Genomic DNA, 21,069 nt, shown 5'->3' on the forward strand with positions numbered 1-21,069 from the left:
CTCCCCTCACTGGGCCAGATCCTGTTTCAGCTCGGCCAACAGATTCAACGCCTCGATGGGGGAGAGGACGTTCACATCGGTCATCCGCAGCTTCTTCAGCACGGTCTGGCCCCCCAGGTCGCCCAGGGAGATCTGCTCCTCAACCGATGGCTGTGTCCCGGCAGCGGGCTGGGGTACTCCTGCCTCCAATTCCTCCAGAATCTCCCTGGCCCGGCGCACCACCCGGTCGGGCACCCCGGCCAGCTTGGCCACCTCCACGCCGTAGCTCTGATCGGCCCCGCCCCGGACGATCTTCCGCAGAAAGATGACGTCAGAGCCCTTTTTCTTGGCGGCGATGTTGTAGTTCTTCACCCCTGGGATCTGGCCCTCCAGAGCGGTAAGCTCATGGTAGTGGGTGGCGAACAGGGTCTTGGCCCCCAGCCGCCTGGGGTCGGCGCAGTGCTCCAGCACCGCCCGGGCGATGGCCATGCCGTCATAGGTGGAGGTGCCCCGGCCGATCTCGTCCAGGATCAGCAGGGATCGCCGGGTGGCGTTTTTCAGCAGGGCGGCCACTTCGGTCATCTCTACCATAAAGGTGGACTGGCCGGCGGACAGGTCGTCGCTGGCTCCGATGCGGGTAAACACCCGGTCCACCACCCCGATATGGGCCGACTTGGCTGGGACGAAGGAGCCCATCTGGGCCATGAGGACAATGAGGGCCACCTGGCGCATATAGGTGGACTTGCCCGCCATGTTCGGGCCGGTAATGATGGCGCACATATCCTGGCCGCAGTCCATGTGGGTATCGTTGGGGACAAAGAGGGCATTTTTCAACACCTTTTCCACAACGGGGTGGCGGCCCTCCACAATGGTCAGAGAGTTGGAGGCGTCCACCTGAGGCATACAGTAGCCGTTGGCGGCGGCCACGGCGGCAAAGGAGTTGAGCACGTCCACCTGGGCCACGGCGGCGGCGGACTTCTGCACCCGGTGGACCTGGGCGCACACGGTCTGCTTTAATTGGCAGAAGATCTGGTACTCCAGGGCGGTCACCTTATCCTGAGCGGACAGGATGGCGTGCTCCAGCTCCTTCAGCTCCTGGGAGATGTACCGCTCGGCGTTCACCGTAGTCTGCTTCCGGGCCCACTCAGGGGGCACCAGGTCGATCTGGGACTTGGCCACCTCGATGTAATAGCCAAAGACCTTGTTGCTCTTGATCTTCATGTTCTTGATGCCCGTCTGCTCCTTGGTCCGGGCCTCCAGCTGGGCCAGCAGCTCGGCGGAGTGCTCCAGCAGGTTGCGCTGCTCGTCCACCTCCGGATCATAGCCATCCCGGATAAAGCCGCCCTCCCGGACGGAGAAGGGGGGCTCGTCCACCAGGGCCCGGTCCAGCAGGTCCCGGACCTCGGGCAGGTCGTCCAGCTCCTCCCGGAGGGACTGGAGCAGGGCGGAGGGACAGTGGCCCAGCAGTTCCCGAATACGGGGCAGTCGGGCCAGGCCGCCCGACAGGGCCACCAGGTCCCTCCCGCCGGCGGAGCCATAGACCACCCGGCCGATGAGCCGCTCCAGGTCGGTGACTTCCCGCAGGGTGAGGGCCAGCTCCTCCCGGGTGATGATGTCCTCCACCAGGTCGGACACGGCCTGCTGCCGCCGGCCGATCTGGACTGGGGAGAGGAGGGGCCGCTCCATCCAGCCCCGGAGCAGGCGGCCGCCCATAGCGGTCTTTGTCTTGTCCAGCACCCACAGCAGGGAGCCCTTCTTGTCCTTGGACCGGAGGGTGGAGGTGAGCTCCAGGGTCTGCCGGGCGGTCAGGTCCAGCTCCATGAACTGCTCGGCGGTGTAGTAGGTAAAGTTGGCGATGTGGGACAGGTCTGTCTTCTGGGTCTCGTAGAGATAGGTCAGCAGGCCGCCGGCGGCCTGGACCGCCCCCTCGTCCCCCCGAGGCAGGGTGTCCAGCCCGGCCTTAAACTGCTTTTCCACCAGGGGACGGGCGGCGTCCAGGCGGAACCTGGCCTCCCCACCGTTCTCACAGGGGCAGTCCAGCCGCTCCCGCAGGAAGGGAACCAGGCCGTCAAGCTGAAACGCCCCGTCGGACAGCACCGCCTCGGCGGGGTGAAATCTACCCAGCTCGTTCTCCAGGTGGTCCAGGGCCTCCGCTCCGGCGGGGAAAGAGGTGGCGTACACCTCGCCGGTGGAGATGTCGCACAGGCACAGGCCAAAGGCGGCCGAGTCGGCGTAGACGGCGCAGATGTAGTTGTTTTTCCCCTCCTCCAGCATGGAGGAGGCGATGACGGTGCCCGGAGTGATAACCCGGATGATCTCTCGGTCTACCAGGCCCTTGGCCAGAGCCGGGTCCTCGGTCTGCTCGCAGATGGCCACCTTGTAGCCCTTGGCGATGAGCCGGGCGATATAGCTGTCACAGGAGTGATAGGGGACCCCGCACATGGGGGTGCGCTCCTCCGGGGGCTTGTTCCGGTCCCGGGTGGTCAGCGTCAGGTCCAGCTCCTTGGACACCAGCTTGGCGTCCTCGTTGAACATCTCGTAGAAGTCGCCCAGCCGGAAAAACAGGATGGAGTCCGGGTTCTGGGCCTTGATATCCAGGTATTGCTGCATCATGGGGGTGGTTTCTGCCGGCATAGGGGGCACCTACTTTCTTCTCTCTCTACTCAATCAGCTCCCCAAACAGGGACCACTTGTTGGCGTCGGTGATCTTCACATCCCGGAACTGGCCCAGGGCGGATCTGCCGCCCACCACTCGGACCAGGCGGTTTCCGGGGGTGCGGGCGGTAAGGTCGTACCGCTCGTCGTCGGACAGTCCGTCCAGCAGACAGCGCACGGTCCTGCCGACATAGGCCCGGTGCTTCTCCTCGGAGATGGCGTCCTGAAGGGCGGTCAGCCGGTTGAAGTTGACCAGCTTCTCCTCCCGGGGCATGGGATCGTCCATGTTGGCCGCCGGGGTCCCCACCCGGGGGGAAAAAATGAAGGTGAACAGGGCGTCAAAGCGGACCTCCTCCAGCACCTTCAAGGTGTCCTCAAACTCCTCGGTGGTCTCCCCAGGGAAGCCCACGATGATGTCGGAGGTCAGTACGATATCGGGAATCAGGGACTTTAGGTCCCGAATCTTTTCTAAATACTGCTCTCTGGTATGCCTCCGGTTCATCACCTTCAGCACCCGGTCATTTCCCGCCTGGAAGGGCAGGTGGAGGACGGGGGCCACCTTCTCACACCGAGCCATGGTTTCAAACAGCTTGTGGGTGGCGTCCTTGGGGTGAGAGGTCATGAAGCGGATGAGAAACTCCCCAGGGATAGCGTTGACCCGCTCCAGCAGGTCGGCGAAATCCATCGGCTCCTCCAAATCCTTGCCGTAGGAGTTCACATTCTGACCCAGCAGGGTGATGTCCTTATAGCCCTCCCGCGCCAGCTCCTCCACCTCCCGTAGGATATCCTCCGGCCTCCGGGACCGCTCCCGCCCCCTGACATATGGCACAATACAGTAGGAGCAGAAGTTGTTGCACCCGTACATGATGGACACCCATGCCTTCACCTTATCCTGGCGGACTACCGGAATGCCCTCAGCGATGGAACCCGCCTCGTCAGCGTTGGAGAAGATGCGGCCCCGCTGGGTCAGCAGGGTGTAGATCATCTCCGGAAACTTCCACAGTGCGTGGGGGCCAAAGACCAGGTCCACATGGCGGTAGGACTGGCGTATCTTTTCAGCCACATGAGGCTCCTGCATCATACAGCCGCACAGGCAGATCAGCTGCTCCGGGTGGCGGCGCTTCACATGGACCAGCGCGCCCACGTTGCCCAGCACCCGCTGCTCGGCGTGTTCCCGGATGGCGCAGGTGTTGATGACGATGATCCGGGCCCGCTCCTCGTCGTCCGTAAAGCCGAAGCCCATCTTTTTCAGATAGCCCCGGATGCGCTCGCTGTCCGCCTCGTTCTGCTGGCAGCCATAGGTGTCCACAAAGGCCAGAGGCCGCTCCGGCCACTGGGCGGTGACGGCGGCGACCTGTTCGCAGTACCAAAGCTGGCGCTCTACGTCGCCCTGGGGGATGATCGTAGTGGTCTTTTCCATGTTGTTCCTCCCGATACAGGGGTATTTGCCGCCCTGTTTCGGGCGCACATACTGAATCATTATATTATAGCATTTATTGAGCGGAAACACAAGAAGGAGGGGGCGCCGATCTGGCGCCCCCTCTCAGGCCTTTCGACAAAGTCAACAGGCCCTCTCCAAAACGCAAACATTTCTTTCGAAGACCTGCAGCCTGCTGCGTCGCACTCGCTGTGCTCGCACACTTGCAGGCTGAGAAGTGTTTTTTCCAGGCGCATATCCTCGGAAAAACAAATTTCATTCTGTCGTCTGCGGACGATGGAACTCCGCGAGGCTCTTACACAAAATTTGGGGTATTTCTACTTTTTCGACGAGCTGCCTGCTTTTTTATATCGGTCTATTCCGGCAGCATCGCGCTGCTTAGGATATAGAACTCCTCTTGGCAGGGCAGTTCCTTTTTCTCCAGGGGCTCCAGGGTGTCGTCATAGGCCAGGGCCTCCTCCTCGCTAAACTCAAAGACGGGACTCTGGCGGTACACCCACTTCCTGCCGTCCAGGGAGCCGGGGACCAGCTCCTTTACCAGCATGGCCGCCGGGAAGGAGCCGTTCTCCAGGCAGACGTTGTACCTCTTGCAGCTCTTAAAGCCCCGGCTCACATAGTTGCCCGGTGCGCCGAAGATTACAATGGTGTCGTAGCCCATCTCCACCGCCTTTTGGAAGGATGCCTCCATCAGCCTCTTTCCGTACCCCATGCGCTGATACTCCGGCAAAACGCATACCGGACCAAAGGTGAGGATCTCCCGCTCCTTCCCACGCTCGTCCACCAAGTGGGCTCTGGTGTACATGATCGCTCCGATGACCTGTCCCTCCAGCTCCAGCACTAGGTCCAGCTCCTGAATAAAGTCCGGGTGGGAGCGCATGATGTGGACTAGGTAGTGCTCCGCGGCTCCGGGAATATACAAGTTATAAAAGGCCCGCCTGACGATCTCCTCTACCCTGGGCCGGTCGTCCTCTGTTTCCCTCCGGATAATAATGTCTTTTCTCATAGATGTTCCTCCGATCCTGCGGGCCGCTGTCTGGCCGTGCCCGTATTGTTTAGTTTACCACGCTTTCTTCCCCCGTACAACAGAGGTCCGCTTCCTTTTTCTCCATAGGGATGTCCCGGTGAGATCCATTATCCCTTTTTCCTTTTGAATGCATGGAGTCTAACTCCATCGATTTTACCAAGCATTGATACAAACAAAACAATGTGATAAATTAAACCAAAAGGACAGATTGGAATATTTTAAGGGGGCATCTCCAATGAGTGTATGTACATTTATCGCTTCAGACTATCCTTTGACTGAAATAGAACCTTCACAGGATTACCCATTGGATATACATATTGATGATGGCACAGTACATGATGGCGGCGCGGATGATAACTATTGCCTGTACACCTTTACAGATGTTGAGGACTATACCGAAAAGAGAAACGCTGTCTATCTGGAATGGAATTATACCGATGGCAGAGCCAAGCAAATAATTGCATATATAAAAAACGCGCTGCAAAATACTGATTCTATAGAGCTCTGGCATGTGTGGCTGATGGACTGCTATGAATTTGAGGACAGCCCTGTAGTTCACAGAAGAACAATATCCATTTCTGATCTTACCACAAAACATATCAAGGACATTGATAGTGCAGATATTTGGAATACCCCGGATAAAATGCATCCAAATAGGCCTTCCTTTTATTGCATGGAAATAAAGCGATAATAACAAGGAAATTCCGGCTTATGTATCAGTTATCAACTGAGAATATGCCTCCCTTCGTCATTTCGACGAACGAATTGTTAGGTAAGCCTAAATCGGTCCAAAGGGGAAAGGGGAGGCGCCATCTATCCGTTGCCTTTTATTTCAAATAGTGGTAAAATGAAGCGTTAATATGGGTAAGATATATCCTGGAGAGATAGAGGGGAGCCATCCATATGCGTAAATTAGTCATCGAGAAGTCGGCGGTCAAAAACAACCTGGCGGTGATCAAGGAGCGGGCCGCCGGGGCGGTGATCTATGGCGTGCTGTCTGGGGACGGAGGGGGCGCCGGCATCGCGGCCCTGGCCCAGCTTCTCCGGGACGAGGGTATCGGCCACTTTGCGGTGTCTGAAGTGTCCGAGGCCCAGGCGCTGCGCGAGGCCGGCTTTGTGGACGAGGAAATCCTGATGCTCCGTTCCACCACTGACCGGGAGGAGCTGGAGCGGCTGGTGGACCTAAACGCGGTGTGCACCATCTCTTCGGTGGACACCGGGATGGCTCTGAACGCGCTGGCGGAGAACCGCTCCACCGTGGTGGAGGCCCACATTCAGGTGGACACCGGGATGGGCTTTGGAGGCTTTCTGGTGGGGGAGCCGGAGAAGATCCTGCTGGCCTATCGCTCTCTCCCCAATGTGGCTCTATCTGGCATCTATACTCAGCTCCACGCCGCCCAGCCCAACGACCCGGAGGCCAAGCAGCAGCTGGAGCAGTTCCACCAGGTGCTGGACACGATCCATTCCGCCGGCTTTGAGACCGGAGTGGTCCATGCCGCCGGCTCCTTCTCTCTGCTCCACGACGACAGCGCCCGGCTGGACGGCGTGCGGGCCGGCTCCGCTATTTTGGGGCGGTGCCGACGGACCCGGGACGACGGATTGCGAACCGTTGGCTATGGGGAAGCCCCTCTGGCCGAGGTCCGCTGGCTGCCCAGGGGCCACACCATCGGGGCGGACAAGCCCCTTGTGCTGAAAAAGCCTACCCGAGTGGCCGTCCTACCCGTGGGCTATCAGAACGGCTTTGGCGTGGAGCGCCCCCGGCAGTCCGGCCTGACCGCCCTGCTGGCCCAGTGGCGCCGGAGCCGGAGACGCACCGTCCGCGTCGGAGAGCAGCGCGCCCGGGTGCTGGGCCCCGTGGGTGCCAGCGAGACTATTCTGGATGTAACCAACATGAAATGCGCCTATGGGGATTTAGCGGTCTTTGAGATGGACCCTCTGTTTGCCAGGGGCTTTGTCATTGAGTACCGCTGACCTGCCTTTTGGCACGCCCCCTCTTTACCCTTTACTCTTGAGAAAAAGGAGTCCTATCAAGTGTCCGATCCTTTACAATTTCAGCCCCTCCTCTTTGGCGGGGACATCAACGTGTACTCCGTGGCCAGGGCCTTTCATGAGGCCTATGGGGTAAGGAGCGTGGCCTATGGCAAATATCCCTCCTTCCCCTGCCACGGCTCCGCCATCCTCGACTACCGGGTGTGCCCCGACAACGAGAGCGAGGCGGCCTTCCGCCGGAACACAGAGGCGGTAGCCAGGGAGTTTCCGGACAAAAAAGTCCTCCTGCTGGGCTGCGGGGACAGCTATGTCCAGCTGGCCGCCCACTGTAAGGACAGCCTGCCGGCCAACGTCATCGCCCCCTACATTGACGGAGACCTGCTGGACACCCTCATCAACAAGGAAAAGTTTTACGCCCTGTGCGACCAGCATGGCATCGATCACCCGGCCACCTTTATCTACGACAAGTCCATGGGCCACGACTTTCAGCTCCCCTGGGGTCCGCCCTACATTGCCAAGCCCGCTGACAGCGTGGCCTACTGGGCCTGTGGGGACCACTCCTTGGCCAAGGTCTACATCTGTCAGAGCTGGGAGGAGCTGCTGGCCGCTCTGGACCATGTATACGCCGCCGGCTACCAGGACCACATGGTCCTTCAGGAGTTCATCCCCGGAGATGACAGCTATATGCGGGTGCTGACCAGCTACTCCGACCGGAACGGCCGGGTGACCACCATGTGCCTGGGCCATGTGCTGCTGGAGGAACACTCCCCCCACGGCATCGGAAACCACGCCGTCATCCTGACTGAGTGCGACGAGGCCCTAGAGCTGAAAATCAAAACTCTCCTGGAGGCCCTTCACTTCACCGGCTTCTCCAACTTTGACATCAAGTACGACAGCCGGGACGGGAAGTACAAGGCCTTTGAGATCAACTGCCGCCAGGGGCGGAGCAACTACTACGTCACCGGGGCGGGCCACAACATCGCCAAGATGGTCGTCCAGGACCGTGTGGAGGGGAAGGACCTGCCCTTTGAGATGACCCGCAACCGCTCCCTGTGGCGCATGGTTCCCCGGAAGGTGGCCTTCAAATTCACCCCAAAGCAGTACCACCAGGAGATGCGGGCCCTCATTAAAGCCGGGGCGGACAGCCACTCCCTGGTTTACGACAAGGATGGCTCTCTCAAGCGGCGGCTCCGGGTGATGAAAAACCACCTGGGGAATATCAAGCGGTTCGACCAGTATAACAAGATACCCGCGGAGGATTGACCGGCACAGGACCTGCGGTTCCTCTTTTTTGCTGTTCTTCTTCCCACCATGGTGATTTTATGGAATATCGTTTAGGCGTTCTGGGGGGAATGGGCCCCCAGGCAACCAATACCTTTTATCAATTTGTCATTGACCGGACGGAGGCCTCCTGTGACCAGGAGCACGTCAACGCCCTGATCCTCTCGGACAGCCAGATGCCCGACCGCACCGAGGCTATTTTAGGCAGCGAGGGGGAACGGGAGGCTGTTTTTCAACGGCTGTTGGCCGACGCGCGCCTGCTGGAGGGAGCGGGCTGTACCGTCATCGCCGTCCCCTGCAACACCTCGCACTTCTTTTTGGACAGGGTGCAGGAGCAGGTAGGGGTGCCCATCCTCCACATGATACGGGAAACCGCCCGTCTGCTGGCCTCCCAGGGGTTGAAGCGCCCTGGCATTCTCGCTACGGATGGTACAATTCAGTCCGGATTATACAAAAAGGAATTTGAGGCTGTGGGGATTCAGGCGACAGTACCCACGCCGCCGGCCCAGAAGCTGGTCATGTCCCTGATCTACGACGATGTGAAGTCCGGTCGGGACGGGGACCCCCAGAAGTTCGCCGCCATCCACCGGGACCTGGAGGAACAGGGCTGCGACTGCGGCGTGCTGGCCTGCACCGAGCTGTCCGTCTTTGCCGACAGGCACCACCTGCCTCCCTTCTACACAGACGCCATGGCCGTCCTGGCCGAGCGGTCGGTCCAGGCCTGCCGCAAGCCCCTGCGGCACATCTTCATCAAATAGCGTGAAGCGTAGAGATTTTGTGTCCGGCCCTGCCGGACGCCTTAAAATCGGTTTGCCTGGGACAAACACAATATCTTCCCTCTCAACCCTGAAATCGAGGTGTTCATCATGGCGCACATTCTGAAGGACTACATCGCCCTGCTGGATCGCTCCGGCCTCTTAGCCGCCCCCATTCCCAAGGAAATAGACCAGACCGCCCCGGTGGCTCTGGTGTCTTACGACTCCCGAGAGGTGGTCCCCGGCACCCTGTTTCTTTGCAAGGGAGCCCACTTTAAGCCGGAATTTCTGGAGATGGCCCAGGAGAGAGGGGCGCTGGCCTATGTGAGCCAGGTCCCCTATCCCCAGTCTGGCCTGCCCTGCCTTCAGGTCCATGATATGCGCTCGGCCATCGCTCCTCTGGCCGACCTGTTCTACGGCCACCCCTCCGGAAAGCTGAAGGTCATCGGCCTGACGGGCACCAAGGGGAAGTCCTCTACCGCCTACTATTTGAAATATATCCTGGATGAGTATATGGCCGAGCGGGAGAAGCCGGAGAGCGGCATCATCTCCTCCATTGACACCTATGACGGGGTGGAGCGGTTCGAGTCCCACCTCACCACACCCGAACCGCTGGAGCTCCAACGCCACTTTGCCCACGGGGTGGAAGCGGGGATGGAGTATCTCACCATGGAGGTATCCAGCCAGGCCCTGAAATACCACCGGACTCTGTGTACCGAGTTCGCCGCCGCCTGCTTTCTCAACATCGGCCTTGACCACATCTCACCCATTGAGCACCCGGACTTTGAGGACTACTTCTCCTCCAAGCTGAAAATTTTTTCCCAAGGGGCTGTCAACTGCGTCAACCTGGACTGCGACTACGCCGACCGGGTGCTAGAGGCGGCCCGGGCGGCGGGCAGGCCCTTGTTCACCTTTTCTCAGAAGGATCAGGAGGCGGATGTCTACGCCTCCCAGGTCCGCAAGCGGGGGAACGACATTCTGTTCCGGGTCCGCACCCGGCGCTATCTGCGGGAATTTCGGCTGACTATGCCCGGCCTGTTCAACGTGGAGAACGCGCTGGCCGCCATCGCCGTGTGCGAGGCGCTGAACATCCCGGAGCGGTGTGTCTATGTGGGGCTGATGAAGGCCCGGGTCCCCGGCCGGATGGAGATTTACTCTAATGCTGATGAAACGGTCACCGCCATCGTAGACTATGCCCACAACCGAATGAGCTTCGAAACGCTGTTCCGCTCTGTCCAGGCGGAATATCCCGGCCGGCGGATCGTCACCGTCTTTGGCTGTCCGGGGAAAAAGGCCCTGGACCGGCGGAAGGACCTGGGGGAGATTTCGGGCAAATACTCCGATCTGGTGGTCCTCACCGAGGAGGACAGCGGAGAGGAGGACACCCTGGACATCTGCCGGGAGATCGCCTCCTATGTGGCCGGACAGAACTGCGAGTGGTCCATTGAGCCCAACCGGGGGGAGGCTATCCGTCAGGCTGTCCTGGGCTGTCATGTCCCCTCCGTCCTGCTCATCACTGGAAAGGGGGCGGAGACCCGCCAGAAGCGGGGGAATGAGTATGTGGACACCCCCTCTGACGTGGATTATGTCCAGGCTTTCCTGCGGGAGTACGATGTCCAGCATGGTCTGGACGGCATGGAAAAGGTACGCAATCTGCTGTCCATCCTGCCCATTCTGAATCGGCATGAGGGGAAGACCGTAGTGGTCAAGTACGGTGGCTCCGCCATTGGGGCGGAGGCCGCCCTGGACACCACCCTCCAAGATGTGGCCGCCCTTCGGATGGTGGGTATGCGGGTGGTGCTGGTCCACGGGGGCGGAAAGCACATTACTGCCCTGCTGGACAAGCTGCAGGTGCCCACCCGCTTTGAGAACGGCTACCGGGTCACTGACGAGGCCGCCCTGGAGGCGGCGGAGATGGCCCTGTCCGCCCAGGTGAACAAGGCCATCGTCCGGGACCTGGCCCGGTTAGAGGTCTCCGGTGTGGGCATTTCGGGCAAGGACGGCGGGCTCATCACCGCCGTGGTCAAGGACCCGGCTCTGGGGCGGGTGGGAAGCATCACCCGTGTAGACCCCAGAGTGCTGACCACCCTGCTGGATGGGGATTTTGTGCCCGTGGTCTCTCCCATCGCCCTGGGAGAAGACGGCGACGGCCTGAACTGCAACGCTGACGACGCCGCCCGGGCGGTGGCCGAGGCTCTGGGGGCGGAGAGCCTGGTTTTTCTCACCGACGTGGGGGGCATCCTGATCGACAGCCACAACAGCAAGACCGCCGTGGACCACATGGACGTCAAGCGGGCGGAGGAGCTCATCGACACGGGCCTCATCGCCGGGGGCATGGTGCCCAAGGTGCGGGGCTGCATCCACGCCATTCGGGCCGGAGTGGGCCAGGTGTCCATTTTGGACGGCCGGGTGGAGCACTCCCTGCTACTCCATATGCTGGGCCAGCGGGCCTCTGGAACGACGATCACAGGATAAACAAAAAGGATGGCCTACTCGGCCATCCTTTTTTCATATTTTTTCAACAAGTCCTCCACAGCCTCGTCAATCAGGCGGGATTTGGGGACCCTTGTCTTTTTAGACAGCTTGTCAAAGGGCTCTACCAGCTCATTGGCAAGGGATGTGATGAGTTTTTTTCGATTGACCAATACTGCTTCTCCCATAATCGCATCACCTATGTACTATATAGTTACTATCTACTGTCATTAGGGTAACAGTAATTTTTTTCACCGTCAAGTAGTGTCCATATATTGACTTCATGGTAACTATATGGTATCGTTTGCTTGAGGTGATACTATGGAACAATCATACAAAACTGTATCCGTCCGAATGTCCCAGGAGCTCTACACCGCCCTGAAGGATCTGGCGGACCGGGACTGCCGCTCTGTCCCCAGCTACATCCGAAAGCTCCTGCGGGAACACATCCGCCGGCTTCCACCAGAGGAGTGAGGCGGGGCGCGGGGGAGAGGACTGCCCCATATTGCCGGCGGGGCCGCCCATGACAGCCATGGGCGGCCCCGCGCTCTTTAATTGAACTTATAAATCTTCCGGGCCAGCCGGTAGAGCCCCACCGACAGCCGCCGCCCCTGGTAGCCGGGGAAGGCGGTAAAGGCGGAGACCGCCCGGTACTTCATCTTGTGGTACACCGCGCTGTCCACCGTCCGCAGGTACTCCCACAACTGGGTCCGCTTACCCAGTGCTTCGGGGGAATTGTCGATAATCAGGAAAATGGAGGAAATAGCCATCATCATGGCCAGGTAGTTGAACATATAGCGGCCCAGCTTCTTGTGCTGGGCGCTGACCTGGCGCAGATCGTGAGAGCCGATCATGTGATAGGTGACCCGCAGCTGCTGGTCCACCCGTGTGACCATCACCTTCTCGTTGACCGACTGGTCCGCCCGACCGATAAAGTAGCGGTACAGGTCCACATCCATGTAGTACATATTCTTCACCGCCGGCAGGGGCTGATAGACAAAGATATTGTCCACATAGAAGGTGTGTTTGGGCAGCTCCAGCCCGCAGTCCCGCAGCAGCTGGGTGCGGTAGATGACGCTGTGCATCAGCAGATACTGGGAGGGACGGAACCGCCCGATCTGCTCCCAGCCAAAGACCCGGCCCACGGGAAATACGTTCCGGTAGTTCACTACCTTTTGGGTGTTGTCCTCCACATGCTCATAGACATAGTTGGCGATCATCATATCGATGGGCTTTTCGTCCCGCTGGAACTGCCGCAGCTTGTCCAGCACCTTTTTCAGCGCGTCCACGTCCACCCAGTCGTCCGAGTCCACTACTTTATAGTAGACGCCCTGGGCGTTTCGGATGCCCTGGTTGACTCCCTCTCCATGACCGCCGTTCTCCTGGTGGATGGCCCGGACAATACCGGGATACCGCTCCTGGTAACGGTCACAGATGGCCGGGGTCTCATCCTTGGTGGAGCCGTCGTCCACCAGGATGATCTCAATATCGTCCCCTCCCTGGAGCAGTGTGTCCACACAGTGCTCCATATAGGCCGCCGAGTTATAGCAGGGGACCGCGAAAGTAATGAGCTTTTCCATGTCTTTCTCTCCCATTGTACGTGGATTTCCTCAGCAGGAACCAAGTTCCCGCCGCGCTTTTAGCCTCTCAGTCGCCCCGCCGGGCTCCGAATTGGCTAGAGTTTTTCTGCCAGCTCCAGTGCTTTCCCGGCAATCGCGTCCATGTTATAGTATTTGTATTCGGCCAGACGGCCCAGCAGATGGAGGTTGGAGAACCGGTCCGCCTCCGCCCTGTATTTCGCGTATAGGGCGTTGTTCTCCGGGTTGATGATAGCATAATAGGGGATCTCGCCCCTCTCCCCGGTATACGCCTTGGAATATTCCTTTACAATCGTAGTCACGCCGGGCGCCGCCTGGCCGGTCAGGTGTTTGAACTCAGTGATGCGGGTAAAGTCCTCGTCCACTGTGTAATTGACTGTGCCGTACCCCTGGAAGTCGTCCTGCTCCAGCGTTTCGAAGGCAAAATCCAGCGTGCGGTAGGGGAGGGGGCCGAACCGGAAGCCAAACAGCTCGTCCGCCTGGCCGGTGTAGATAACCTGGCCGTCAAAGGGGGCGCCGTCTACCTTCAGTGTGTTACCGGACAGGTCCAACCGACCCAGGGCGTCCGTCCCCAGCTCCACGGTGATGCTGGGATGGTCCAGCATCCTTTCAAACATGGGGGTATAGCCCTCCAAAGGCATCCCCTGGTATGTATCCTGAAAATAGCGGTCGTCCCTGGACAGGAACACGGGCACCCGGGCGGTGGTATTTGGGTCAATGTCCTCCGGCCTCTGGCCCCACTGCTTCATGGTGTAGTGGACAAAGACGTGCTCGTACACATAATCCGCCAGGGCGGCGATTGACGGGTCCTGATTTTGCCGCAGTTCCAGAATGGTGACCTTTTTCTCCGCTCCATAGGCGGCGGTCAGCTTATCCCCCAGCCGTCTCCCCTCCTCCGGACCGAAGGCCGTTTCCAGGGAGGTCAGGTTGAAGGGCACCGGATAGGTTATCCGTCCGCCCCGGCCGTCCGGGATATTGGCCACCACCCGGTGCTGGTAGTCCCGCCACCGGGTGAACCGGGAAAGCCAGTCAAAGACCTGTTTGTCATTGGTGTGGAAGATATGGGGGCCGTATTGGTGGATCAGCACCCCCGCCTGGTCCGGACGGTCATAGGCATTGCCGCCAATGTGGTCCCTCCGCTCCAGCACCAGGACCCGTTTCCCCTGATCCGCCAAAGCGCGGGCGGCCACGGCGCCGGCATAGCCCGCTCCCACGGCCAGAACGTCAAATTTCTCCTCCAAGCTCGATCCCACCTCATTTTCCGGCCTGCTGGCCGTTATAGATGTTCCTTTGTATCATATCACACTTTCCCGGAAAAGGAAATTAAAATTCCTTGAAGATTGGATAAAATAAGCGTAATATGCTGTTCCATCCCCCTTGACATTCCCCGAAAAAGCAGATAAGATATCAACTGCATATAGAAACACGCGATGAAAAGGACGAGTATCCACCCCTGAATGGTACAGAGAGCCGCCGGTCCGGTGCGAGGCGGACAGGAGGGGGAGGGGAAAATCACCTTGGAGCAGAGGGCCGAACCGGGAAGCGCTGTGGGATCAGGCTTCCCTGACAGTAAGCGCCTCCGGACGCCCCCGTTACCAGGCAGGCTTGAGTGGCCGTGGTCTTTTCCCACGGCAAGAAGAGTGGTACCGCAGAGGATGTTTCGCCTTTGTCTCTTTCGGGGGACAGAGGCGTTTTCTTTTTTGAAAGGAGCGGCTTCTATGAACTGCCCCCAATGTGGACGCCCTATGGAGGAGGGGACGATGCACACCTAAAAATACCCCTTCTGGACTCAACAGGAATTACGGTTTTTCCGCGGTCCGACGGACGTGGTGGAGCTGGGGCCCCACGGTGACGATACCACCAGTATGTTTACCCGGGACCCGTTTCCCCAATTTCCCCATACGATGCTCTGCCGGCACTGCGGCTTAGTCACATTCCTATGTAATCTGATAGAAAAGTCTAAAAAAGACCTGAAATAGGAGGAAGCAAACCAATGGACTACAACAAGACCATCAACCTGCCCAAGACCGATTTCCCCATGCGGGCCGGACTGCCCGCCCGGGAGCCCGGTATGCTGGAGGGCTGGGAGAAGCTGGACCTGTATCACGAGCTGCTGAAGAAGAACGAGGGCAAGCCCCTGTTCTCCCTGCACGACGGCCCTCCCTTCTCCAACGGCAATCTGCATATGGGCCACGCTCTGAACAAGTCCATCAAGGACTTCATGGTCCGGGCCGCGGCCATGCGGGGCCGCTACACCCCCTATATCCCCGGCTGGGACAACCACGGTATGCCCATCGAGTCCGCTATCATCAAGGAGCAGAAACTCAACCGCAAGCAGATGAGCGTCCCCGAATTCCGCACCGCCTGTCACGACTACGCCCAGAAGTATGTGAATATCCAGCGGGAGGGCTTTAAGCGGCTGGGCGTGGTGGGGGACTGGGAGAACCCCTACCTCACAATGGACCCCGGCTTCGAGGCAGAGGAGGTCAAGGTTTTTGGCGAGATGTACAAGAAAGGCTACATCTATAAGGGCCTGAAGCCTGTGTACTGGTGCCCCAAGGATGAGACCGCCCTGGCCGAAGCGGAGATCGAGTATCAGGACGACCCCTGTACCACCGTATATGTCAAATTCCAGGTCAGGGACGATCTGGGCAAGCTCAGTCAGTACGGCGATCTGTCCAAAATGTACTTTGTGATCTGGACCACCACCATCTGGACCCTGCCCGGCAACCTGGCCATCGCTGTTCACCCCCGGGAGAGCTATGTGCTGGTAAAGGCGGACAACGGCGAAATGTATATTATGGCCGAGGCCCTGTGCGCCAAGGTGATGAAGATCGGCGGCTTTGAGAATTATGAGATCGTCAAGCAGTTCAAGGGCGCTGACTTTGAGTATATGCTGGCCCAGCATCCCTTCCTGGACAAGACCAGCCAGCTCTGCACCGCCGAGTATGTCACTATGGACTCAGGCACCGGCTGTGTTCACACCGCCCCCGGCTTTGGCGCAGACGACTACGAGACCTGCAAACGCTACAAAATCGAGATGGTGGTGCCCGTGGACGACCGGGGCCGCCACACCGATTACGCTGGAAAATACGCCGGCATGAAGACCGAGGAGTCCAATCCCGTCATTCTGGCCGATATGAAGGAGAGCGGCGCCCTCTTCGCCAGCGAGGACATCGTCCACTCCTACCCCCACTGCTGGCGCTGCAAGAATCCCATCATTTTCCGGGCTACCCCCCAGTGGTTCTGCTCTGTAGACGCCTTCAAGGAGCAGGCCGTGGCCGCCTGCGACGACGTGCGGTGGATCCCTGGCTGGGGCATTGACCGGATGAAGTCCATGATCCGGGAGCGGGCCGACTGGTGCATCAGCCGCCAGCGCCGCTGGGGTCTGCCCATCCCCGTGTTCTACTGTCAGGACTGCGGCAAGCCCATCTGCAACGACGACACCATCTCCCCCGTGTCCAAGCTCTTTGGTGAGAAGGGCTCTAACGCCTGGTACGAGATGGAGGCCGCTGACATTCTGCCTGCCGGCTTCTCCTGTCCCCACTGTGGGAGCAAAGCAGGCTTTACCAAGGAGGAGGACACTCTGGACGGGTGGTTCGACTCCGGCTCCACCCACTACGCCTCCATGAAGAAGGACCAGGGCTTCTGGCCCGCCACCGTCTATATGGAGGGCCTGGACCAGTACCGGGGATGGTTCCAGTCCAGCCTGCTCACCGCCGTGGGCGCTCTGGGCCAGGGCGCTCCCTTTAAGGAGTGCGTCACCCACGGCTGGACCGTGGATGGCGAGGGTAAGGCCATGCACAAATCTTTGGGCAACGGCGTGGACCCCGCCGACATCTTTAAGAAGTACGGCGCCGACCTGATTCGCCTGTGGGCCGGCTCCGCCGACTACCATGTGGACGTGCGCTGCTCGGACAATATCTTCAAGCAGCTCAGTCAGAATTATCTGAAGTTCCGCAACACCGCCCGCTACTGCCTGGGCAACCTGGATGGGTTTGACCCCAACTGCCTGGTCCAGCCTGGGGAGATGCTGGAGCTGGACCGCTGGGCCGTTACCAAGCTGAACCAGCTCATTGAAAAGTGCTTCGCCGCCTATGATGAGTACGAGTTCCATGTGGTGTCCCACGCCATCAATGACTTCTGCGTGGTGGAGCTGTCCTCCTTCTATCTGGACATCATCAAGGACCGGCTGTACTGCGAGGGCAAGGACAGCCTGGAGCGCCGCTCCGCCCAGACCGCCCTGTTCCTTATCCTGGACACCATGACCAAGCTGTTTGCCCCCATCCTGGCCTTCACCTGCGACGAGATCTGGCTGGCCATGCCCCACCGGGCGGAGGACGACGGCCGGAACGTGCTTCTCAACGAGATGAACAAGCCCTTTGCCGACTATGCCCTCACCCAGGAGCAGATGGCCCAGTGGGATAAGATCATTGCCGTCCGGGACGCGGTCAACGTCGCTCTGGAGGCAGCCCGGAACGGGAAGAAGATCGGTAAGAGCCTAGAGGCCGACGTGGCCCTCACCGTCCCGTCCGAGGACGCCTTCCTGGCCGAGATGGACAGCGCCCTCCTGGCCGACCTGTTCATCGTTTCCCAGGTGGAGATCACGGTGGGCGGCGAGCTGGCTGTCTCTGTGTCCGAGGCCGCCGGTCAGAAGTGTGAGCGCTGCTGGAAGCACCATCCCCTGGTGGGTGCCGATATGGCTCATCCCACACTCTGCCCCAGATGCGCAGGCGTCATCGCAAAGTCTACCTCTTTTGAGGCGCTTTAACAGCCACCCCCTCTCGATTCGTTCTTCTGCGCCGCACCTTCAAATAATGATCGCTTCACGCAGGAAGCGCAATGGAACTGGAAAGAAAAAAGTTGCCTGGACGGATGTCCAGGCAACTTTTTTCTTTTGTCCATGAGTCTATTCCGCCCAAGTCGTACTCTCCCCTCAGGAGACCCCAATCATCCACCGCTACGCCATAACACCGGCCGTATCATCGGACTGCCCTAGTCCTTCCCTTCACTCCACAGGCGCCTCCTTATTTTATTTTAATGCCTCCGGACAAACTCTTTGCCCTCCTTAATCCCTCTGACACTATACTTGTGCCAAACAGAGGGAGGTACCTCATATGGATCACGGCATCTTGACCCTGCTGCCCATCGTAACAGTGGTGGCTATCGCATTAAAAACCCGACGAACTCTGGAGCCCCTAATCGCGGGTACCCTGGTTGCCTATCTGATCATTGATGGACCCAAATTTATCTTCGGCTGGATGGACGCCTTTTTCCGGGTGGCCACCAGCTATGACCACCAGTGGGTATTTATGGTTTGTCTACTGTTTGGCAGCCTCATTGCCCTCCTGGGGGCCTCCCACGGCACCATGGGCTTTTCCAAAATACTGGACAAGCTGTGCCGTGGGCCAAAAAGCACACTGATTATCACTTGGATTATGGGCATCCTGATTTTTGTAGACGACTATCTCAACATCATGACTCTATCCATCTGCATGAAAAAGGAAACGGACAAACACCGTATCCCCAGGGAGGCCCTCTCCTATGTTATCGACTCCACCGGCGCCCCGGTCTGCGCTCTGCTTCCCTTCTCCACTTGGGCGGTATTCTTTTCCGGTCTTTTCTTTGCTGAGGCCGGCGTCCCAGAGCTGGGCTACGGGAGCGGCATCTCTACCTTTTACCGGGTCATTCCCTTTGTGTTTTATGCTATCGCCGCTGTGGTCATCGTGCCCCTGTTCGCCCTGTCCGTCATCCCACCTATGGGCAAGATGCGGGCGGCCTACCAGCGGGCGGCGAAGACCGGAGCGGTCTACTCCCCAGAGAGCGAACTGATGAACTTGGAGGGCGAGGATGATGCCCCTGATATACAGGGCAATGTATGGAACTTCGTCATTCCCATCGGCGTACTCATCGTCCTGGCTATCGTGGGGGGTGAGCTGTTTCTGGCCGTCATAGCTGCCATCGCTATCTGCCTGCTCCTGTATGTCCCCCAGCGGATCATGTCCCTGTCCAAGGCTTGCGACTTGGCCATGCACGGCTTCTGCAATATGATCCCCACCGTGGCCATCATTTACTTTGCCTTTGTCATGCAGGAGGCCATGAACGAAATCGGCATTGCTCCCTACATTATTAATTTGGTTCAGCCCTTTATGAGCGCAGAATTTTTTCCTTGTATTACCTTCCTGGTGGTAGCCGCCCTCAACTTTTCCACTGGCAGTGTGTGGGGCATCCCCGCTATCGTGGTCCCCGTTATCCTGCCCTTAGCCGTTTCTCTGGACGCCAATCTGCTGGTTGTTATGGGAGCCGTGGTATCTGGAGCAGTATTAGGCAGCCACGCCTGCTTTTACTCCGACGCCACCGTTCTTACCTCCAGTTGCTGTAAAATGGAAAATATGGACCACGCCCTTTCCCAGTTTCCCTATGCCATGCTGGCCGCCGCCATCGCTGCGGCAGGCTATCTGCTGTGCGGATTCTTACTGTGACAGGAGGTCTTACCCTATGAAACTACTCACTGGTGACATTACCAAAATAGAGACAGATGCCATCGTCAATGCCGCCTCCCCCGATCTGCGTCGGTCTCCCGGCATCTGCGATGCCATTTTTGCCGCCGCTGATACCAGGGCCCTTACTGCCGCCTGCAAAAAACTGCGCCGCTGTCCTGTGGGTACGGCAGTAGTCACCCCGTCCTTCGGTCTTCCCTGTAAGTATATCATCCATGTGGCCCTGGGTGAGTGGATGGGGGACCTGCGAACTGGAAAGCGGCTGATGGAGGCTTGCTACCGCCACGCCATGCAGCAAGCCCTGATGTGCCGGTGCAGAACTCTGGCCTTCCCCCTGGTCTTTTCCGGAGCCTTTCATCTACCCAGAATGGAGGCCCTCACAGTAGCAGAAAAAGCGATCCTGAAATTTGAAGCCAAACATCCAGAGTTAGATGTGTCCCTGGTCCTCTACACCCCCCAGATACTGGCCCAAGCTCAGGCTGTGCTGCGCCAGCTTTGTCCAGAGAACTAAAGACAGCGGAAGGGCCAATAAATTGGTCCTTCCGCTGTTTTTAGGCTATTTTTCGCTTTCTCTGTTCTTCAGATACTCCTCCATCACCCGAAGGATCAGAGCGGTGACGCTGCGCCGTTCCCGCTTGGCCTGGGCCGTTAACTCCTCCTTGAGCTTTTTGGACAGCCGTAGGCTGATCTGAGCGTCTGACTTGGCCACAGGATCACCTCCTTTTTTCTATCATACCGAAATGGAGGCTCCGTCGGTCGCATGACTTTGTATTATTTCGCATTATTTTTACGCTTCAACTCTTCGCCTCTGGCGGGCAGCAGGACCACTACATCTTGCGGATCTGGGAAAAGATAAAAAATTTCCTTGGAATACGGGACTTTTTTCTTTACATAGGGGGAAAATTGTGATATATTAACCCAGCATGAGAATGCGTCGGTATGCCCACTGGCTTGGTTCCGGGATATGGCCTGCGCAGGTGCGCGGGGTTCTGCCCGCCCGCTACCCAGCCCTTAGGGTAAAACAACAAGCGGCTTTACCGTTAGACGGGAAAGTAGTATGCCGCAATTAAGAAAGGTGGAAATTTCATGATTCGCAAGGACGAAAAGACGGCCGTTATTGAGGCCAACCGCACCCATCCCACTGACACCGGCTCCCCCGAGGTCCAGATCGCCATTCTAACCGCCCGCATCAACGAGTTGACCGAGCACCTGAAGGTCCACAAGCAGGATAACCACTCCCGCCGCGGTCTGCTGAAAATGGTCGGTAAGCGCCGCAAGATGCTGGACTACCTGATGGCCAAGGACATCGAGCGGTACCGCGCTATTATCGCCAAGCTGGGCATTAGAAAATAAGTTTATGCCGCATAGGGCAGCGCGT

General features: G+C 58.8%; 17 protein-coding genes and 1 other annotated feature. Of the genes, 10 read left to right on the forward strand and 7 right to left on the reverse strand.

Going from position 1 to position 21,069, the window contains the following annotated elements; genetic code table 11:
- Nucleotides 1-6: 6 nt before the first annotated feature.
- The 3 genes from mutS to ACEVJK_RS12145 form a co-directional block, all read right to left on the reverse strand.
- A complete protein-coding gene (gene mutS, locus ACEVJK_RS12135) occupies nt 7-2,613 on the reverse strand; it encodes a DNA mismatch repair protein MutS (RefSeq protein ID WP_147572487.1) in 2,607 nt (868 codons plus the stop codon).
- A gap of 25 nt (nt 2,614-2,638) precedes the next feature.
- On the reverse strand, nt 2,639-4,054 hold the full coding sequence (miaB, locus tag ACEVJK_RS12140) for a tRNA (N6-isopentenyl adenosine(37)-C2)-methylthiotransferase MiaB (RefSeq protein ID WP_262669543.1): 1,416 nt from the start codon (nt 4,052-4,054) through the stop codon (nt 2,639-2,641).
- A gap of 373 nt (nt 4,055-4,427) precedes the next feature.
- Complete coding sequence (locus ACEVJK_RS12145; RefSeq protein ID WP_186852938.1) at nt 4,428-5,075, reverse strand: GNAT family N-acetyltransferase; 648 nt, start codon at nt 5,073-5,075, stop codon at nt 4,428-4,430.
- Between the two features lie 256 nt (nt 5,076-5,331).
- Between ACEVJK_RS12145 and ACEVJK_RS12150 the strand changes: the two genes are divergently transcribed.
- The 5 genes from ACEVJK_RS12150 to argB all read left to right on the forward strand — a co-directional run bounded on the left by ACEVJK_RS12150 (nt 5,332) and on the right by argB (nt 11,596).
- On the forward strand, nt 5,332-5,787 hold the full coding sequence (locus tag ACEVJK_RS12150; protein WP_186852939.1) for a hypothetical protein: 456 nt from the start codon (nt 5,332-5,334) through the stop codon (nt 5,785-5,787).
- A 212-nt stretch (nt 5,788-5,999) separates the two neighbouring features.
- Entirely contained in the window at nt 6,000-7,067 is a 1,068-nt protein-coding gene (locus ACEVJK_RS12155) for an alanine racemase (RefSeq protein ID WP_240286360.1), read from the forward strand.
- Between the two features lie 60 nt (nt 7,068-7,127).
- On the forward strand, nt 7,128-8,348 hold the full coding sequence (locus ACEVJK_RS12160; protein WP_262669544.1) for an ATP-grasp domain-containing protein: 1,221 nt from the start codon (nt 7,128-7,130) through the stop codon (nt 8,346-8,348).
- A gap of 59 nt (nt 8,349-8,407) precedes the next feature.
- Complete coding sequence (locus ACEVJK_RS12165) at nt 8,408-9,124, forward strand: aspartate/glutamate racemase family protein (protein ID WP_374740691.1); 717 nt, start codon at nt 8,408-8,410, stop codon at nt 9,122-9,124.
- Nucleotides 9,125-9,232: 108 nt separating this feature from the next.
- Nucleotides 9,233-11,596 (forward strand): acetylglutamate kinase, encoded by a 2,364-nt coding sequence (gene argB / locus ACEVJK_RS12170; RefSeq protein ID WP_374740692.1) that lies wholly within the window; start codon nt 9,233-9,235, stop codon nt 11,594-11,596.
- A 14-nt stretch (nt 11,597-11,610) separates the two neighbouring features.
- On the opposite strand, the gene ACEVJK_RS12175 is transcribed toward argB, so the two are convergent.
- A complete protein-coding gene (locus ACEVJK_RS12175; protein WP_186852942.1) occupies nt 11,611-11,781 on the reverse strand; it encodes a ribbon-helix-helix domain-containing protein in 171 nt (56 codons plus the stop codon).
- A gap of 133 nt (nt 11,782-11,914) precedes the next feature.
- On the opposite strand from ACEVJK_RS12175, the gene ACEVJK_RS12180 reads away from it, so the two are divergent.
- Nucleotides 11,915-12,067, forward strand: coding sequence for a hypothetical protein (locus ACEVJK_RS12180; protein ID WP_186852943.1), 153 nt, complete (start codon nt 11,915-11,917; stop codon nt 12,065-12,067).
- A gap of 77 nt (nt 12,068-12,144) precedes the next feature.
- On the opposite strand, the gene ACEVJK_RS12185 is transcribed toward ACEVJK_RS12180, so the two are convergent.
- Together ACEVJK_RS12185 and glf are read right to left on the reverse strand one after the other, a co-directional pair.
- Complete coding sequence (locus ACEVJK_RS12185; protein ID WP_186852944.1) at nt 12,145-13,173, reverse strand: glycosyltransferase family 2 protein; 1,029 nt, start codon at nt 13,171-13,173, stop codon at nt 12,145-12,147.
- 95 nt (nt 13,174-13,268) lie between these two features.
- Nucleotides 13,269-14,432: a UDP-galactopyranose mutase gene (gene glf / locus ACEVJK_RS12190; RefSeq protein ID WP_186852945.1), complete on the reverse strand. Its 1,164-nt coding sequence runs from the start codon at nt 14,430-14,432 to the stop codon at nt 13,269-13,271.
- Between the two features lie 180 nt (nt 14,433-14,612).
- Nucleotides 14,613-14,862, forward strand: a binding site (T-box leader).
- A gap of 322 nt (nt 14,863-15,184) precedes the next feature.
- On the opposite strand from glf, the gene ileS reads away from it, so the two are divergent.
- The 3 genes from ileS (at nt 15,185) to ACEVJK_RS12205 (ending at nt 20,202) form a co-directional block, all read left to right on the forward strand.
- Nucleotides 15,185-17,962: an isoleucine--tRNA ligase gene (ileS, locus tag ACEVJK_RS12195; protein WP_374740693.1), complete on the forward strand. Its 2,778-nt coding sequence runs from the start codon at nt 15,185-15,187 to the stop codon at nt 17,960-17,962.
- 346 nt (nt 17,963-18,308) lie between these two features.
- Entirely contained in the window at nt 18,309-19,673 is a 1,365-nt protein-coding gene (locus ACEVJK_RS12200) for a Na+/H+ antiporter NhaC family protein (RefSeq protein WP_262669547.1), read from the forward strand.
- Nucleotides 19,674-19,689: 16 nt separating this feature from the next.
- Complete coding sequence (locus tag ACEVJK_RS12205) at nt 19,690-20,202, forward strand: macro domain-containing protein (RefSeq protein ID WP_147572501.1); 513 nt, start codon at nt 19,690-19,692, stop codon at nt 20,200-20,202.
- Between the two features lie 45 nt (nt 20,203-20,247).
- On the opposite strand, the gene ACEVJK_RS12210 is transcribed toward ACEVJK_RS12205, so the two are convergent.
- Nucleotides 20,248-20,400 carry a ribbon-helix-helix protein, CopG family gene (locus tag ACEVJK_RS12210; protein ID WP_186852948.1) on the reverse strand — a complete coding sequence of 51 codons (153 nt, stop codon included), beginning with the start codon at nt 20,398-20,400 and terminating at the stop codon, nt 20,248-20,250.
- 377 nt (nt 20,401-20,777) lie between these two features.
- Here ACEVJK_RS12210 and rpsO point away from each other — a divergent pair, with 377 nt between their 5' ends.
- Nucleotides 20,778-21,044, forward strand: a complete 267-nt coding sequence (rpsO, locus tag ACEVJK_RS12215) for a 30S ribosomal protein S15 (protein WP_008982127.1) — start codon at nt 20,778-20,780, stop codon at nt 21,042-21,044.
- The last annotated feature ends 25 nt before the right edge of the window (nt 21,045-21,069 follow it).

The organism is Flintibacter sp. P01028 (assembly GCF_041925235.1).
GTDB classification, from domain to species: domain Bacteria; phylum Bacillota; class Clostridia; order Oscillospirales; family Oscillospiraceae; genus Lawsonibacter; species Lawsonibacter aceti.

What these genes read in the sequence shown, in the direction of transcription:
- rpsO (WP_008982127.1), top strand. Translation starts at nt 20,778, where the DNA reads ATGATTCGCAAGGACGAAAAGACGGCCGTTATTGAGGCCAACCGCACC.
- ACEVJK_RS12165 (WP_374740691.1), top strand. Translation starts at nt 8,408, where the DNA reads ATGGAATATCGTTTAGGCGTTCTGGGGGGAATGGGCCCCCAGGCAACC.
- ACEVJK_RS12145 (WP_186852938.1), bottom strand. Translation starts at nt 5,075, where the DNA reads ATGAGAAAAGACATTATTATCCGGAGGGAAACAGAGGACGACCGGCCC.
- ileS (WP_374740693.1), top strand. Translation starts at nt 15,185, where the DNA reads ATGGACTACAACAAGACCATCAACCTGCCCAAGACCGATTTCCCCATG.
- ACEVJK_RS12205 (WP_147572501.1), top strand. Translation starts at nt 19,690, where the DNA reads ATGAAACTACTCACTGGTGACATTACCAAAATAGAGACAGATGCCATC.
- ACEVJK_RS12175 (WP_186852942.1), bottom strand. Translation starts at nt 11,781, where the DNA reads ATGGGAGAAGCAGTATTGGTCAATCGAAAAAAACTCATCACATCCCTT.
- miaB (WP_262669543.1), bottom strand. Translation starts at nt 4,054, where the DNA reads ATGGAAAAGACCACTACGATCATCCCCCAGGGCGACGTAGAGCGCCAG.
- ACEVJK_RS12155 (WP_240286360.1), top strand. Translation starts at nt 6,000, where the DNA reads ATGCGTAAATTAGTCATCGAGAAGTCGGCGGTCAAAAACAACCTGGCG.
- ACEVJK_RS12150 (WP_186852939.1), top strand. Translation starts at nt 5,332, where the DNA reads ATGAGTGTATGTACATTTATCGCTTCAGACTATCCTTTGACTGAAATA.
- mutS (WP_147572487.1), bottom strand. Translation starts at nt 2,613, where the DNA reads ATGCCGGCAGAAACCACCCCCATGATGCAGCAATACCTGGATATCAAG.
- ACEVJK_RS12200 (WP_262669547.1), top strand. Translation starts at nt 18,309, where the DNA reads ATGGATCACGGCATCTTGACCCTGCTGCCCATCGTAACAGTGGTGGCT.
- ACEVJK_RS12185 (WP_186852944.1), bottom strand. Translation starts at nt 13,173, where the DNA reads ATGGAAAAGCTCATTACTTTCGCGGTCCCCTGCTATAACTCGGCGGCC.
- argB (WP_374740692.1), top strand. Translation starts at nt 9,233, where the DNA reads ATGGCGCACATTCTGAAGGACTACATCGCCCTGCTGGATCGCTCCGGC.
- ACEVJK_RS12180 (WP_186852943.1), top strand. Translation starts at nt 11,915, where the DNA reads ATGGAACAATCATACAAAACTGTATCCGTCCGAATGTCCCAGGAGCTC.